At 72.1% G+C, this 15740-nt stretch carries 13 protein-coding genes; 1 reads left to right on the forward strand and 12 read right to left on the reverse strand.

What is annotated here, in order from left to right; translation table 11 throughout:
• Window positions 1-39 precede the first annotated feature (39 nt).
• The 9 genes from MON03_RS08520 to MON03_RS08560 form a co-directional block, all read right to left on the reverse strand.
• Window positions 40-390 carry an RNA polymerase-binding protein RbpA gene (locus tag MON03_RS08520; protein ID WP_022902737.1) on the reverse strand — a complete coding sequence of 117 codons (351 nt, stop codon included), beginning with the start codon at window positions 388-390 and terminating at the stop codon, window positions 40-42.
• A 351-nt stretch (window positions 391-741) separates the two neighbouring features.
• Complete coding sequence (gene lnt, locus MON03_RS08525) at window positions 742-2235, reverse strand: apolipoprotein N-acyltransferase (RefSeq protein ID WP_242091407.1); 1494 nt, start codon at window positions 2233-2235, stop codon at window positions 742-744.
• A 299-nt stretch (window positions 2236-2534) separates the two neighbouring features.
• A complete protein-coding gene (locus MON03_RS08530; RefSeq protein WP_242091408.1) occupies window positions 2535-4985 on the reverse strand; it encodes a DEAD/DEAH box helicase in 2451 nt (816 codons plus the stop codon).
• A complete protein-coding gene (gene tatC / locus MON03_RS08535; RefSeq protein ID WP_175329373.1) occupies window positions 4982-5734 on the reverse strand; it encodes a twin-arginine translocase subunit TatC in 753 nt (250 codons plus the stop codon). Before tatC ends, MON03_RS08530 begins: the two co-directional genes overlap by 4 nt.
• Before the next feature lie 251 nt (window positions 5735-5985).
• The gene (locus tag MON03_RS08540) at window positions 5986-6957 is read right to left on the reverse strand and encodes a helix-turn-helix transcriptional regulator (protein WP_022902405.1); all 972 of its coding nucleotides are present in this window, start codon (window positions 6955-6957) and stop codon (window positions 5986-5988) included.
• Window positions 6950-7972 (reverse strand): helix-turn-helix transcriptional regulator, encoded by a 1023-nt coding sequence (locus tag MON03_RS08545; protein WP_242091409.1) that lies wholly within the window; start codon window positions 7970-7972, stop codon window positions 6950-6952. Before MON03_RS08545 ends, MON03_RS08540 begins: the two co-directional genes overlap by 8 nt.
• A gap of 71 nt (window positions 7973-8043) precedes the next feature.
• Entirely contained in the window at window positions 8044-8976 is a 933-nt protein-coding gene (locus tag MON03_RS08550) for an FKBP-type peptidyl-prolyl cis-trans isomerase (RefSeq protein ID WP_242091410.1), read from the reverse strand.
• Between the two features lie 10 nt (window positions 8977-8986).
• Window positions 8987-10057: a tRNA (adenine-N1)-methyltransferase gene (locus MON03_RS08555; RefSeq protein ID WP_242091442.1), complete on the reverse strand. Its 1071-nt coding sequence runs from the start codon at window positions 10055-10057 to the stop codon at window positions 8987-8989.
• 71 nt (window positions 10058-10128) lie between these two features.
• Window positions 10129-10959: an HAD family hydrolase gene (locus MON03_RS08560; RefSeq protein WP_242091411.1), complete on the reverse strand. Its 831-nt coding sequence runs from the start codon at window positions 10957-10959 to the stop codon at window positions 10129-10131.
• A 170-nt stretch (window positions 10960-11129) separates the two neighbouring features.
• Between MON03_RS08560 and MON03_RS08565 the strand changes: the two genes are divergently transcribed.
• Complete coding sequence (locus MON03_RS08565; RefSeq protein WP_175329221.1) at window positions 11130-12050, forward strand: proteasome assembly chaperone family protein; 921 nt, start codon at window positions 11130-11132, stop codon at window positions 12048-12050.
• A 231-nt stretch (window positions 12051-12281) separates the two neighbouring features.
• Here MON03_RS08565 and mshC read toward each other — a convergent pair whose 3' ends face one another.
• From mshC to MON03_RS08580, 3 genes are all read right to left on the reverse strand, one after another.
• The gene (gene mshC / locus MON03_RS08570) at window positions 12282-13523 is read right to left on the reverse strand and encodes a cysteine--1-D-myo-inosityl 2-amino-2-deoxy-alpha-D-glucopyranoside ligase (RefSeq protein ID WP_242088074.1); all 1242 of its coding nucleotides are present in this window, start codon (window positions 13521-13523) and stop codon (window positions 12282-12284) included.
• Window positions 13520-14350, reverse strand: a complete 831-nt coding sequence (locus tag MON03_RS08575; RefSeq protein ID WP_242088076.1) for an undecaprenyl-diphosphate phosphatase — start codon at window positions 14348-14350, stop codon at window positions 13520-13522. The genes mshC and MON03_RS08575 overlap by 4 nt, the downstream gene beginning before the upstream one ends.
• Window positions 14351-14413: 63 nt before the next feature.
• On the reverse strand, window positions 14414-15739 hold the full coding sequence (locus tag MON03_RS08580) for a M20/M25/M40 family metallo-hydrolase (protein WP_242088078.1): 1326 nt from the start codon (window positions 15737-15739) through the stop codon (window positions 14414-14416).
• Window position 15740: the final 1 nt, after the last annotated feature.

Here is a 15740-nt window from a genome sequence, read left to right on the forward strand (position 1 = left end):
CTCAGCCGTGTTGCAGCAGCGAGGTGGTCGATCAGTCGGTCAGGCTCCGCGGCGGGCGCGGAGGAACTGCAACCGTTCCTCGAGCAGTTCCTCGAGTTCCTCACGGGAGCGCCGCTCGAGCAGCATGTCCCAGTGGGTGCGCGGTGCCTTGACGTCCTCTTCGGCGACCTCGACGGGCACGCCGTCATCACCGAGCAGTCGTCCTTCGCGTCCGGAACGAGGGTCCGACCAGGTCGATGGGACCTCTGCTTCGGCCGAGAAGATCACGTCGAAGGTCTCGCCGGAGTCCGCCTGGTAGACGGCGCGCTTCCGGTCGGAGAGTTCGACTCCTTCTTCGCTCTGGAGACTCTGACTCCCGAGTCGCATGCCGCGAAGACTTCGATCAGCCATCTGTGTGCTCCTTCCGCTCGTCGTCCTGCCCTGCACAACACTGTTCCACCAGTGTTCGTTCCTCGACCCGTGCATTCACAGTGCGTTCCCAGAGGGCGGCGCCGGGAGCGGGGATGTCGCGCGATCCGGCGTCGTGCGGAGTGCGCGGGCGGGGTGGCAGCGGTCGGGGGACGTCGGTGCAGAACGACCGCGCCGATGTCGTACGACAACGGCGGTGTCGCTACCCCGCGCGCGCGATCGTCAGCGGGCGCAAAGAACGACGGCGCCGATGTCGCACGACAACGACGGCGTCGCACGACAACGACGGCGTCGTTCCGGGGCGACGACCCATCCCCCCGCGCGCGATCGTCATCACCGGCCGTGCCCGTCACGCCGACGCCGCGCCCACGGAGCGCAAGCGAGCAGCACGAGCAGCCCCCCGAGCGACACGAGCAACGTCACGGAGCCGGAGAACAGCGTCGCCGGCGTCGTCCCCGTCCCGAGCGGCACGTCCGTCACCATCGACGTGGCGGTGTACGCCGGCACCTTGTCGATCGTCCGTCCGCTCGGGTCGATCACCTGCGACGCCCCGACGGTCGAGATGTTCACGAGGGACCGCCCCGTCTCGATCGCCCGCATCCGCGCGATCTCGAGCTGCTGCAGGTTCTCGTCGGTGCCGTCGAAGTCGGCGTTGTTCGTCTGCGCCAGGATGACCTGCGCTCCCCCACGAGCCATGTCCGCCGTGAGGCCGTCGTCGACGATGTCGAAGCAGATCGAGATCCCGGCCTTGATGCCCGCGACGCTGAGGACGTTCGGCTTGGTGCCCGGGGTGTAGTCGCGCTGTAGCAGCCCGATGAGCGAGGGTGCGAGCTTCGAGAAGAACCACCGGTCCGGGACGTACTCGCCGAACGGGACGGGCCGCTTCTTGTCGTAGGAGGACTGCCAGCCGTCGGCGGTCCACACGAACGAGGTGTTGTGGAGCACGCCGGACCGCGTCTGGGTGATCGCGCCGGCGACGATCGGCGCCTCCACGGACGTGACGACGGAGTCGAGCGCCGACGCCACGGCCGGCTGCTGCCGCGGGTCGAACTCCGCGGACGCCTCCGGCCAGACGACGAGGTCGACGCCCTTCGCCTCGACGTCGGTGGCGGCGAGCTGCGCGGCGAGCACTTCTCCCGGGCTCGCGCCGTCGAAGTAGCCCGCCGGCCCGTTGCCCTGCACCGACTCGATGCGGATCGTGCCGTCGATCGCGGTCGGCCACGCAGGCACGGCGAGCACGGCGCCGACGAGGAGTCCGGCGGTCGCGATCCGCACCGGGAGCCGGAACGACCTGCCGAGCTCGGTGGGGACGACGAGCGCGAGCGACACGATGACCGCGACGCAGTAGACGACGACGAAGGTCAGGCCGAGCACCCCGACGTACGCGGCCAGGTGCGTGAACGGGCCCTGCGACTGCGAGAGGCCGACGCGCCCCCACGCGAACCCGCCGTAGGGCCAGCTCCCCGAGAACCACTCGCGCCCGGTCCAGAGTGCCGCGACCACCGCCGGGAGCCCCCACACCCGCCCGGCGGTCGACGGCACCACCCGTGCGAGCCACCGGTAGGCGAGCGCGATCGCGACGCTGCCGAGCGCGAGGTACGCGGCCTCGAGGAGCGCGAGGGCGAACCACGGGACCGGGCCCAGGTAGCGGCCGGCCCAGGAGATCGCGGGCACCCAGAACGCCACCCCGGCCAGGTACCCGAGCCATGCCGCGCGGCGGGCGCGCTGCCCCATCACGGCGACGAGCAGGCACGCCACCGCGGGGTACGCGAGGAACCACCAGCCGGGCGACGGGAAGGACAGCGCGAGCAGGATCCCGCCGATCACGGCGAGCGGGAACGCAACGCCGATGGGCAGCGCCCGGAACGGCTCCCCCGCACCCGTGTCGCCGACCGCCGGACCGACCGCGGCGCCGCGACGTCCACGCCCACGCGCTACACGGCGCCCGCCGGACGCGAAGCGTTCACCGGGCGCCAGGCCCGGGCCCCCCGCCCGCCCCCCGTCGGAGCGACGGCCCGCGCCGATCCACCGAGCAGGCGCGTCGGACCCGGCGCCCTGCGGACGCACGTCGGACCCGGCGTCCTGCGGACGCACGTCGGACTCGGAACCAGGCACCGGGCCTCCCGTCAGACCGTCGCGTAGGCGACGATGCCGCGGCGGACCGCGTCCGCCGCACGCCGCGCGGTCTGCGCGAGGTCCGGATCGCCCGCGTTGCGGACCTGGTCGAGGAGGTCGATCACCTGCTTGCACCAGCGCACGAAGTCACCGGCCGGCATGTCGAGCGTCCGCAGGACGTCGTCGAGCGCGGAGCCCGACGTCCACCGGAACATCCCGACCGCCATCGCCGGTGTGGGCGGCTGCGAGCCCGCGAGCCGCGCGTCCCGCTCGATGTCGTCGAGGCGGGCCCAGATCGTCAGGGTCTCGTCGAGCGCGGGGCGGAAGGCACCGCGCGGCAGGGCGTGCTCCGTTCCGGGGGCGTCCTCGCGTCGGGGCTGGTACACGATCGTGGAGGCCATCGCGGCGAGCTGCGCGGGCGTGAGCTCCTTCCACACGCCGGCCTCGAGGCACTCGGCGACGAGCAGGTCACGGTCGCCGTAGATCCGCTGCAGACGACGCCCACCGGCGGCGACCGTGGCCTCGCCGGAGCCGTCGTCCGTCGCGACGAGGTAGCCGAGCTGCAGGAGCACGTCCGTCACCCGGTCGAACGTCGTGGCGACGGCGCCGGTGCGCGACCGGATCTGCTGCACGAGCTTGTCGTTGGCGCGCTTCAGCTTGTACCAGCGCTCGGCCCAGCGGGCGTGGGCTTCGCGGTCGGGGCAGGCGTGGCAGGGGTGCCGCTGCATCCGACGTCGGACGTCGGTGATCGCGGCCTGGCGTTCCTTGCGGGCACCGTGCGAGGCCTCGCGGCCACCGGGGACGTTCGTGCGCTCGAGGTCCGAGAGCTCGCGCCGCAGCGCCGCGTACTCGGTGAAGTCGCCGAGGTGGCAGGTCATCGCCTGGCGGTAGCCGTCGAGGGACTCCTGCTGCGACCGCACCTTGCGCGCCAGGTCGACCACGGACCGGTCGGCCTGGAACTGCGCGAACGACGTCTCGAGGACTTCGCGGGTGCGACTCCGTCCGAACTGGTCGATGAGGTTCACGGCCATGTTGTAGGTCGGCTTGAACGACGAGTTCAGCGGGTAGGTGCGTCGGCTGGCGAGCGAGGCGACGGCCTGCGGGTCGAGGCCGTCGGTCCACTGGATCACCGAATGACCCTCGACGTCGATGCCGCGGCGGCCCGCACGACCGGTGAGCTGCGTGTACTCCCCCGGCGTGATCGGCACGCGCGCCTCGCCGTTGAACTTCTCGAGCTTCTCCAGCACCACGGTGCGGGCGGGCATGTTGACGCCGAGGGCGAGGGTCTCCGTCGCGAAGACGACCTTGAGGAGCTTCCGCTGGAAGAGGTCCTCGACGACCTCCTTGAACGCCGGGAGGAGCCCCGCGTGGTGCGCCGCGACGCCCCGCTCGAGGCCTTCGAGCCACTCCCAGTACCCGAGGACGGCGAGGTCCTCGTCGAGCAGGGTACGGCAGTGGTACTCCGCCGACTCGCGGATCTCCCGACGCTCGTCCGCGGTGGTCAGCGACAGCCCAGAGCGGAGGACGTTGCGGACACCCTGGTCGCAGCCGGCGCGGCTGAACACGAAGAAGATCGCCGGCAGGAGCATCCGGTCGTCGAGCATGTGGGCGATCTGCTCGCGGTACAGCTTCTCGGTGCGCGGCCCCCGACGGTCGTGGTAGCCGCCCCGGCCCCGTCCGCCGCGGTGTCCGCCGCCGTGCCGCGCGCTCCGCGACGCTCCCCCGACCAGGCGGAGGAGCTCGGGGTTCACGCGGTTCGTGGCTGCTGCGCCGCTGGAGTCGAACAGGTCGACCATCTTCGAGCCGACGAGGACGTGCTGTTCGAGCGGGACCGGGCGGTCCTCGGAGACGATGACGTCGGTGTCGCCGCGGACGGTCTGCAGCCAGTCACCGAACTCCTCGGCGTTCGACACGGTCGCGCTCAGCGAGACCAGCCGGACCTCGGTCGGCAGGTGGAGGATGACCTCTTCCCACACGGCGCCGCGGAACCGGTCGGCGAGGTAGTGGACCTCGTCGAGCACGACCCACGCGAGGTCGTCGAGGAGGTCGGAGTCCGCGTAGATCATGTTCCGCAGGACCTCGGTGGTCATCACGACCACGCGCGCCCGCGGGTTGACGTTGGTGTCGCCGGTGAGCAGGCCGACCTCGGTCTCGCCGTAGGCCTGGACGAGCTCGGCGTACTTCTGGTTGCTCAGGGCCTTCATCGGCGTGGTGTAGAACACCTTCGCCGTCGGCTGGCGCATCGCCAGCCAGATCGCGAACTCGGCCACGATCGTCTTGCCCGCGCCGGTCGGGGCCGCCACCAGGACGCTCCGGCCCTGGTCGATGGCGCCGCAGGCGGCGAACTGGAACGGGTCCAGGTCGAAGCGCAGGTCGGACCGGAACAGCTCGAGGTTGCGCGAGCGGTTCCGGACCTTCGCCGCCGCGTAGCGCTCGGCGGGGCTGAGGTCCGTGTTCGTCACAGTCCGTACTCTTCGTCCAGCTTCGCCTGCCGCTTCGCCATGCGTCGATCATGCACCCACGCCACCGCGCACGCTGCGATGTAGAGCACCACCATCGGGACGGCGAGCAGGAACATCGAGATGACGTCGGCCGAGGGCGTCACCATCGCGCAGAACACCAGGATGCAGAGGATCGCCACGCGCCACGACTTGATGATCGCGGACGCGGAGAGCACGCCGACGAAGTTCAGCAGCACCAGGAAGACGGGCAGCACGAACGCGATGCCGACCGCCACGATGAGCTTGATGACGAAGTTGTAGTAGGCCTTCGCGTCGACGATCGAGGTGTCCTGGGTCGACACGAAGCTGCCGAGGATCTGCACCACGTGCGGCAGGATGTACCACCCGAACCAGCAGCCGGCGAAGAACAGCGGGATGGCGGTGCCGAGGAACCCGAAGACGTACTGCTTCTCACGACGCACCAGCGCGGGCACGATGAACGCCCATATCTGGTAGAGCCACACCGGGCTCGAGATCACGATGCCGATGGTGATCGCGATCTGCAGCTTGAGGTCGAACGCGCCCGTGATCATCGGGAAGTTGAGCTCCGCGGTGTGCCCACCGATCTCGGCGAGCTGCGTGACCGGCTGCCGGAGCGCGTCGAGCACGAAGGGCGTCAGGAACCAGCCGCCGATCGCGCACACCACCACCGCGATGACCGCGCGGAAGAGGCGGTTGCGCAGCTCGATGAGGTGCTGCCCGAGCGACATGCGACCCTCGGCGTCCTTCTTCGGACGCCCGGGCCGCTTCGCTCGCCCGCTTGCGGTCGTCGAAGCCATGCGCCGATCTTACGGGACCCGACCGACACCGCACGCCGTGTGCGTGCGCTCGCACAGGCGGCCTGGAGGCACGGTGCGGGGCCGCCACGCGCCTCCCGGCCGGTGGGTGGTGACGGCGGCACCGACGCAGGCGGGCGTTCCCACGCGTCGCGCCCGCGACGGGATGGTCGGCCGCTCGGCGCTCAGGCCTCCGCGAGTGCGGCGGCGGCGAAGTCGCGGATCGCCGCCCGCGCTGCCGGCGGATCGAGCACCACGGCACGACCGGGCAACCCCGCGACGAGCCGCACGACTCCGTCGAACCCGTTCGACGCCGCGAGTCGGATCCGGACCCGACCGTCCGCATCGGGCAGGTCGGCGGTGTCCGCGAGGAAGTCCGCCACGAGCGGCAGCGACGACGAGTCGAGCTCGACCGTGACGATGACGTCCTCGCGGGACTGCTGGAACAGCGTGTCGGGGATCGCCACGTCCGCCGCAGTGGTCGTGACCGCGCGCTCCTCGATCTGCACGGCGGACATCCGGTCGAGCCGGAACGTCCGGAGCGCCTGCCGGTCGAGGTCCCACGCGCGGAGGTACCAGTCCGTGTCGATCGACTCGACGCGGAGCGGGTCGACCCGGCGCGTGCCGCCCTGGGTCCGGGGGCCGGCGTAGTCGAACACGAGCCCGCGCCCTTCGGCCATCGCACGGCGGATCGTCGCGAGGGTGGCGTCGTGGAGGTCCTGTCCGACGGCCACGGTCGAGGCGGCACCGCCGGCGCCGCGCGACAGCTTGGCCATGAGCGCACGGATGGCGTCGCGGTCGGCGGCCTCCGGGAGCGCCGAGAGGTACTGCAGCCCCGCGATGAGCGCCGATGCCTCACGGGCGGACAGCCGGGGCGAGTCGTCGATCGCGACGAGGTTCGTCAGCACGATCATGTCGTTCTGGTCGAAGTCGTCCCACGCGATGTCGAACAGGTCGCCGTGCTGGTACTGCATGGTCTCGCCGGGCACCCCGGACACCGCGATGAGCTCGACGGCCCGGCGGATCCGGGCTTCCGGTACCCCGAAGTGCCGCGCGGCCTCGGCCACCGAGACCCGCTCACGGTCGATGAGGTACGGCACGAGGGCGAGCAGGAACGCGAGCTTGTCCTGCGCCTGGAGCGGCTGCTGCTCAACCACGGACGTCCCCCTCGTGGTCGGCGACGAGCGCTCGGAGCCGGGCGGTCACCCGGTCGCGGAGGTCGTCGGGTTCGAGCACGCGGACCTCGGGCCCGAAGGCAGCGAGTTCCTCGGCGAGGATCTGCGGGTCGACGTGGTGGAGCACGAGCGTGCCGTCGGGTTCGGCCGCGGTGTCGCGACGACGGGAGAGCCGGCGCTCGGCGTCCGACCCCGGCACCACGTGGATGCGTGCGGTGCGGGTCGCCCAGATGCGGTCGAGCTCGGCGAGGGTCCGCTCCGCCGCGCCGGCCGGGGCCGGGTGTCGGCCGACCTCGTACTGGGTCACGGGGCCGACGATGCGCGACAGCAGGTAGTTCTTGTCGGAGTCCGTCGCGAACTCGTGCGCCGCGAGCATCCACCGCCCACCGTGCTGCACGAGGGCGAGCGGCGCGAGCTCGCGGCGGCGGGCCTCGTGCTGCCCGGGCGTGATGTAGTCGAAGCGCACCGCCGCGGCCCGGTCGAGCGCCGAACGGAGCGGTTCGAAGGCGGCGTCACGGGCGCGGAGCCGCGGCGCGTAGGCGTCCATCCCGAGCACGCCGGAGGTTGCGTCGTCCTCGGCGCCGGCCGACCGGACCTTCAGCAGCGCGCGGCGTGAGTCGGCGGACAGCGCGCCCTCGCGCCACGCCATCGCCGCGAGGGTCAGCAGCGCCGACTCGTCCGGCGTGAACCGGACGTCGAGGGGCAGGTCGTACTCGCCCTTCGGGATGCGGTACCGGAGTGTCTGGTTGTTGCCCGCCGCGCCGGGGGTCTCGATCGTCTCGAGCGGGATCCCGAGGTCGCGCACGTCGTCCTTGTCGCGCTCGAACTGGCGCTCGAGCGAGGCGTTGTCCCCGCCCTGGGTCCACCGCTGCCGGTAGCCCTGGACGTTCGCCAGGATCTCGGCCTTCGTCAGCCCGGACTCCGTGGACAGCAGCGCGAGCACCAGGCTGAACAGCCGCTCCTCGGCAGGCACACGGGCAACTCGGGACGCTGGCACAGGCCGATCCTACGGCAGCGCGGGTGCACCGGAGTGCACCCGCGCCGGGGTCCGTGGACGGTGCTCGCGGGTCAGCGCGGCATCGCTCCGAGGAGGTCGATCACGTAGACGTCAGTCGAGCCCTGGTTGTGCACGACGGCGAGCACCTGGTCGCCGACACGGTGTCCGACGATGGCGTTGCGGACGCCGTCGATGACCTGGCCCTTGGCGAGGGGCACGGCCTGCGCGCCCGAGCCGTCCGTCCAGCTCGACCCGGTGACCGACGGGTCCGAGCTCCAGGTCACGGCGGTGTACTTGATGATCGCCGTGTCCTTCGCGGTGAGCTTCGTGCCCGAGCCCTTGCGCAGCAGGTGCAGCTCGTCGGACTTCGGGGCGTCCCACGACGGGATGGTGATGCCGGGTGCTCCGGACGGCGCGAGCACGACGGCGGGCATGCCGTCGCCGGCGAGCTGCGGGGTGCCGGTCGCCCGGGAGTCGAACGCGCGCTTGACGTCGATGACGGCGATGACGGCGTCCTCGGCCTTGGTGCTCGACGACGAGCCCGCGGTGCCGGACGAGCTGCTCAGCGCGCTCTTCGGCAGCGCGACGGCGAGGCGGTCGCCGACGTGGGCGCACTCGACGGCCTCGCCGAGTGCGCCGTAGTTCGCGGCTCCGGCCGTGATCGGGGCGGTCGTGCCGGAGTAGCCGCTCGTCTGGGCGACCTTGCCGGTCTCGCCGTCGACGACCGTGTACTCGATCAGGACGGGCGTGCCGTCCTCGACCTCGCGCCCGGTGCCCTCCTTGAGCACCGACACCTGGGTGCCCTTCGTGGTGAGCCCGGCGGGGACGGAGACCTTCGGCTCCTCGCCGAACGCGCCGGTCGCCGTCACGGCCTCGGACGCGGCACCCGGACGGTCACAGCTCGACGGGGTCGTCCCGGCGCCGCTCGCAGCGCACGCCGTCAGCGACGCGGCGAGTCCGAGGGTGACCAGGAGCGCGGGGATGGTTCGATGCAGGACGGGCACGGTCGGTACTCTACCGGTCGTCCCCACGGGCCCCGGACGCGTCGTCCGCAGCCGGGGCGGCGTCCACAGCGTCGGACGCGGCTTCCGCGGCCGCGACCCGCCGAGCCTGCGCCGCCGCCTGCCGGGCGACCTTCCGGAGCTTCTTGTCGCTCGCGCTGCGCTCCCCCACCGCGCCGGGCGTCCAGGCCTCGACGTCCTCGTCCGCGAACTCCGCCTTGCCCGCGCGGCGCTTGAGGTTCGGCAGCACGACGCCGTCGGCGAGGCGCCGGGCGGTGACGAGGAACCCGGTGTGCCCCACCATGCGGTGGTCCGGACGCACGGCGAGGCCCTCGACGTGCCACGTGCGCACGAGCGTCTCGCTCGGCATCGGGTCCGTGAAGCGCCCGGTGTCGCGCAGGGCCTCGGCGGTGCGGGAGAGCTGGGTGACGGTCGCCACGTAGCAGACGATGAGGCCACCGGGGGCGAGGGCGTCGGCGGCCGCGTCGACGCACTCCCACGGTGCGAGCATGTCGAGGACCACGCGGTCGACGCTCTGCGGCTCGGTGGCCTCGGGCAGCGCCTCGACGAGGTCGCCCACGGTCACGGACCAGTTGTCCGGGACGGCGCCCAGGAACGTCCCGACGTTGCCGCGGGCGATCGCCGCGAACTCCTCGCGGCGCTCGAACGACTGCAGCCGGCCGGTCGGACCGATCGCACGGAGCAGGAAGAGCGAGAGCGCGCCCGACCCGACGCCCGCCTCGACGACGCGCGCGCCCGGGAAGACGTCGGCGAACGCGACGATCTGCGCGGCGTCCTTCGGGTAGACGATCGCCGCACCGCGCGGCATCGACATCACGTAGTCGTTGAGGAGCGGCCGCAGGGCGAGGTACTCGTCGCCGGTGGTCGCGCGGATGACGGAGCCGTCGGGCTGGCCGATGACGTCGTCGTGCTTCAGGACTCCGCGGTGGGTGTGGTACTCCCCGCCGGTCTCGAGCGAGAGCGTCGTCAGCTTGCCCTTCGGACCGGTCAGCTGCACGCGGTCGCCGGAGCGGAAGGGGCCCCGCGGCGGCGTGTGCGGGGCACCGCCGGCGGTGTGCGGCAGCGACGCTGCCGCGTCGTCCGGACAGGAGGCGCGGATCGCCGCCGCCTCGTCGCCGACGTGGTCGAGGTCGCTCACCGGGCACCGTCCTCGGTCACCGCGGCGTCCGAGGGCACCTGCACCGTGCCGCTCCCCACCGGCACGGCCTGCCCACCGCTGGCGCGTCGGTCAGGAACCGGCGGCGTGGGCCCGGGCTGCTGGTCGGACCCGGCGGCGCGCGCGGCGAGCGCCGGCGTCGTCAACTCGACCAGGCGGTCGACGTCGACGCCGTCGAGGGTCGTCAGGTGGACGTCGCCACCGGCGATGTCGTCCAGCGGCACGATGTGCTCGACCGCGATCGTGACGGCGCCGGAGGCGACGGCCGACGCGACACCCGTGGCGGAATCCTCGATCGCGACGCAGGCGGTCGGCTCGACGCCGAGCTGGGCGGCGGCCGACAGGTACGCGTCCGGGAACGGCTTCGGGCGCTCGACGTCGTCGCCGGCGACGACGACGCAGAAGCCGCGCGCGCCGAGGGCGTCGGCGGCGACCAGGGCCATCGACCGTCGCGACATCGTGACGAGGGCGGTCGGGATGCCGCGGTCGTGCAGCTCCTCGACGAGCTCGCGTGCACCGGGCCGCCACGGCAGGTCGTCGTGACGGAGGCGGTCCGACACGTACTCGGTCATCCAGAGGACGATCTCCTCGACCTCCATGTCGACGCCACGGTCGCGGAGGATCTCGCCGGAGCGCTCGAGCCCGGAGCCGACGAGCGACAGGCCGTCCTCGTGCGTCCAGGTCGCACCGAAGCGTTGGGTCAGCTCGACCTGGGACTGCTGCCAGATCGGTTCGGTGTCGATGATCGTGCCGTCCATGTCCCACAGCACGGCTGCGGGCAGGACTCGGTCGGGGCGCTGGGCGGTCACGGGCGACGAGTCTACCGGGCGGTGCCCGGGGTCCCGGGCCGCCCGGCGTTCCGCTGCGGGCGGATTGCTGCTCGGCGGGGCGCAGGACGGGCCTACAGTGGTTGCCTGGTCAACGTCCCACGCGCGCGGTCCGCCCGAGCGGCCCACGCCATCTCCAGGAGGTCCGCTCCGTGCCACAGCACTCCCCCTTCAGCGACGGCCGACTCCTCGTCGTCGCGTTCGAGGGCTGGAACGACGCGGGCGAGGCCGCGAGCGGTCTGGCCCGGCGGATCGTCGACGCGCTCGAGCTCGACGAGCTCCGCGAGATCGACGGGGAGCGCTACGTCGACTACCAGTTCAACCGTCCCACGGTCGGCTCGGACGACGACGGCACCCGCGGCATCCAGTGGCCCCGCATCGTCCTGCACGGCCCCGGGGCGGACGGGCGACCCGTCGTCGGTGCGACCGGCTCCGAGAGCGAGCGGGACGTCTACGTGCTCGTCGGGCCCGAGCCCTCGCGGACCTGGCGGGCGTTCTGCGCCGAGGTGATCGACCTCATCGACGTGTACTCGATCGACGCCGTCGTGTTCGTCGGCGCGATGCTCGCCGACGTGCCGCACACCCGGCCGATCTCGGTCTTCGTGTCGAGCGAGAACGCGGGCGTCCGCGCCGCGTTCGACGTCGACAAGTCGTCGTACGAGGGGCCGACGGGCATCCTCGGGGTGCTCGCCGACGCCGTCGACAAGGCCGGCCTCACGACCCTGTCGCTCTGGGCGTCGGTACCGCACTACGTGCACAACTCCCCGTCGCCGAAGGCCACCCTGTCGCTGCTCGACAAGATCGAGGAGCTCACGGACGTCACCGTTCCCCGGGGCTCCCTGCTCGACGACGCGACGGAGTGGGAGGAGGGCATCGACGCCCTCGCTGCCGACGACGAGGACATGGCGAGCTACATCGGGCAGCTCGAGCAGGCGCGGGACACGGTGGACTCGCCCGAGGCCTCGGGTGACGCGATCGCGCAGGAGTTCGAGCAGTACCTCCGCCGACGGGAGCGCAAGGACGGCGGGACCGCGGGCGGCGAGGGCTTCCGGCCGCCGCAGCCGCCGCAGTAGGGCGACGCGGCGCGGGCACGGCGCGCTCGGACCCGGGCGTGCCGCCGGTCACGACTCCCCGCTCAGGTCCGTCGAGCGGTCAGGAACGGTCGCTCAGCCCGCCCTGGACCGACGGTTCGTGACCGCCCGCCGGCATCCGCGCGGGGTGGGCGCCGAACACCAGGGAGCACGAACACGGGCACAAGCGCGAACACACGCACCCGCACGCCGGACCGCCCGGCAGCCCGCGGATCAGCCCAGGCGGATGCCGAGCAGGGCGTCGATGACGTCGACGAGCTCGGGCGTCGCCGCCGTCCCGCCCGCGAGCGCCGTGTCGACCGCGGCGACCGCACCCGGCGTGTCGAGGTCGTCGGCGACGCGGGCGCGGACGTGTGCGATGACGTCCGCTGCGTCGTCGGCGTGCGACGGGGCTCCCTCGGCCCATGCGTCCCACGACGCCAGCCGCGTGGTGGCCGACTCGAGCTCGGCGGGGAACCACTCCCAGTCGTCGGAGTACTTGTGCGACAGGAGCGCGAGGCGGATGGCGCGCGGGTCGGCACCGTCGTCGAGGAGCCCTCGCACGGTGACCAGGTTGCCGAGCGACTTCGAGATCTTCTCGCCCTGGTAGGCGATCATGCCCGTGTGGACGTAGGCGTTCGCGAGCGGCTGGTGCGCGAGCGCAGCGGCGTGCCCGGCGCTCATCTCGTGGTGCGGGAAGACCAGGTCGCTCCCGCCACCCTGCACGCTGATCGGCAGACCCAGCTTGTCGCCGGCGATCACGCTGCACTCGATGTGCCACCCCGGACGGCCCGGGCCGAGTTCGGTGTCCCAGCTGGGCTCGCCGTCACGTGCGGCACGCCAGAGCAGCGGGTCGAGCGGATCGCGCTTGCCCGGACGTTCCGGGTCGCCGCCGCGCTCAGCCGAGAGGGCGAGCATGGTCTCGCGGTCGAGGCGGCTCTCGTCGCCGAGCGCCCATGCCTCGGTGGGACGGTTGACGTCGAAGTAGACGTCGTCGCCCTCGGAGTCGTCGGTCGGCACGTCGTAGGCGTACCCGGTCTCCTGCAGGAACGCCACGGCCTCGGCGACCCGGTCGACCTCGTCGGTGACGGCCACGTAGTCGTCCGGCGGGAGGATCCGCAGCGCCTCCATGTCCCGTCGGAAGAGGTCGATCTGCGACGCGGCGAGCTCGCGCCAGTCGACGCCGTCGCGCGCCGCGCGCTCGAGCAACGGGTCGTCGACGTCGGTCGTGTTCTGCGCGTAGTCGACGTCGAGACCGGCGTCCCGCCAGGCGCGGACGAGCGTGTCGAACGCGAGGTACGTCGCGGCGTGCCCGAGGTGGGTGGCGTCGTACGGGGTGATGCCGCAGACGTACAACGCCGCGCGCTCCTCACCCCGCGTCGGGTCGACGGGTTTGCCCGCAGCCGTGTCGTGCACGACCGGACGCGGACCGGTGCCGGGGACGGACGGGAGGACGGGGGCCTGCCAGGCCCTCACGGCTGGATCACACCAAGCGACAGCAACACGATGAGAACGATACCGAGTGCGATCCGGTAGACCACGAAGGGCAGGAAGCTGCGCTTGCTGATGTAGTTCATGAACGCGGCGATCACGACGAACCCGACCACGAACGCGACCCCCGTGGCGACGAGGGTGTCGACCAGGCCGAACGGTGCGCCGCTGTCACCGAGGCTCGTCGCTGCCTCGTAGAGACCGGACAGGAACACCGCCGGCACCGCGAGCAGGAACGCGAAGCGGGCGGCCGCTGGGCGGGTGTAGCCGAGGGCGAGCCCCATCGAGACCGTTGCACCCGAGCGGGAGACGCCCGGCACCAGGGCGAGCATCTGCGCCACGCCGATCAGCAAACCGCCGCCGAACGTCATGTGTTCGATCCGACGGGTCTTCTTGCCCACGACGTCGAGGACGCCGAGGACGATGCCGAACCCGATGAGCACGATCGCCACGATCCACAGCGATCGGAACGTGGTCTCGATCGAGTCCTTCAGCAGCAGACCGGCGACACCGATCGGGATCGTGCCGAGGATCACCAGCCACCCGAGGCGGGCGTCGGGGTCGTTCCGCGGGACCGTCCGGCCGGACAGCGACCGGAACCAGCGCCCGACGATCCGGGTGATGTCCTTCCAGAAGTAGATGAGCACCGCGGTCTCGGTGCCGAGCTGCGTCACGGCCGTGAACGCTGCGCCGGGGTCCTGCGCGTCCGGCAGGAACAGCCCGACGATGCGCAGGTGCGCGCTCGACGAGACGGGGAGGAACTCGGTGAGCCCCTGGACGAAGCCGAGGAAGATCGCCTCGAGGATGTGCATGGCACCGGCCTTCCGGGGAGGAGGTCTGTCAGGACACCGCCACGAGGGCGACCGTGGACACTATCAGTAGGTCGCGAACAGGTCGCCGAGGACACGCCGCCCGAACGCCAGGGCGTCGAGCGGCACCCGCTCGTCGACGCCGTGGAACATCGCGGGGAAGTCGACGCCGGCCGGCAGCTGCAGCGGGACGAACCCGTAGCCGGCGATGCCGAGGGTCGACAGGGCCTTGTTGTCGGTCCCGCCCGAGAGCAGGTACGGCAGCACCGGAGCACCCGGGTCGTGGCGACCGAGGACGTCCCGCACCGCGTCGACGAGCGGCCCGCCGAAGTCCTGCTCGAGCCCGATGTCACGGAAGGACATGACGACCTCGACGTCGTCGCCGGCCAGCTCGCGGACACGTTCGAGCACGGACTCCTCGTCGCCGGGGAGGCACCGGATGTCGATGAGCGCCTCGGCGGCGTCCGGGATGACGTTGTGCTTGTAGCCCGCCTGCAGGACCGTCGGGTTCGTCGTCGTGTGCAGTGCCGCGTGGATGAACCGCGAGGCGGACCCGGTCGCGAGCGCGACCTCGTCCGGGCCGGTGACGGCGGGGTCGACCCCGAGGAAACGCGCGACCTCGGCCACCATCGCGTCCGTCGTCGCCGAGAGCCGGACCGGCCACTCCTCGCTCCCGATCCGAGCGACCGCTGCGGCGAGCTTCGTCACGGCGTTGTCGCGGATGACGTGCGATCCGTGCGCAGCGGTGCCCTTCGCGACGAGCTTGATCCACATCAGGGCCTTCTCGCCGGTCTGCAGGAGGTAGGCGCGACGGTCGCCGAGGGTGATCGAGTACCCGCCGACCTCGCTGATCGCGGCGTCCGCCCCCGCGAAGACCTCCGGGTGGTTCTCCACGACGTGGTGGGAACCGAGCACACCCCCGGCTTCCTCGTCGGCGAAGTAGGCGATCACGAGGTCGCGCTCGGGTGCTCCCTGACCCGCGACGACGTCCGCGAGGGACGTCAGCATCATCGCGTCCATGTTCTTCATGTCGACCGCGCCACGACCCCACAGCATGCCGTCCTGCACCACGCCGCCGAACGGGTCGACGCTCCAGTTCGCCGGGTCGGCCGGGACGACGTCGAGGTGGCCGTGCACGACGAGCGCGGGCTTCTCCGGGTTGCGTCCGCGCACCCGGGCGACGACGCTCACCCGGTCCGGCTCCGACTCGAAGAGCTGCGGCTCGAGCCCCAGGTCACGGAGCTTCGCCTCGACGTAGTGCGCGGCCTCGGTCTCACCGCGGGACTTCCCGTCGCCCCAGTTCGTCGTGTCGAACCGGATGAGGTCCCGAGCGATGGACGCGGTCTCCTCGAGCTCGATGTCGGCCGCCGTGCTCCCCTGGAGGTCAGTCATG

It is taken from the genome of Curtobacterium sp. DN_7.5 (assembly GCF_022655355.1).
Taxonomy (GTDB): domain Bacteria; phylum Actinomycetota; class Actinomycetes; order Actinomycetales; family Microbacteriaceae; genus Curtobacterium; species Curtobacterium luteum.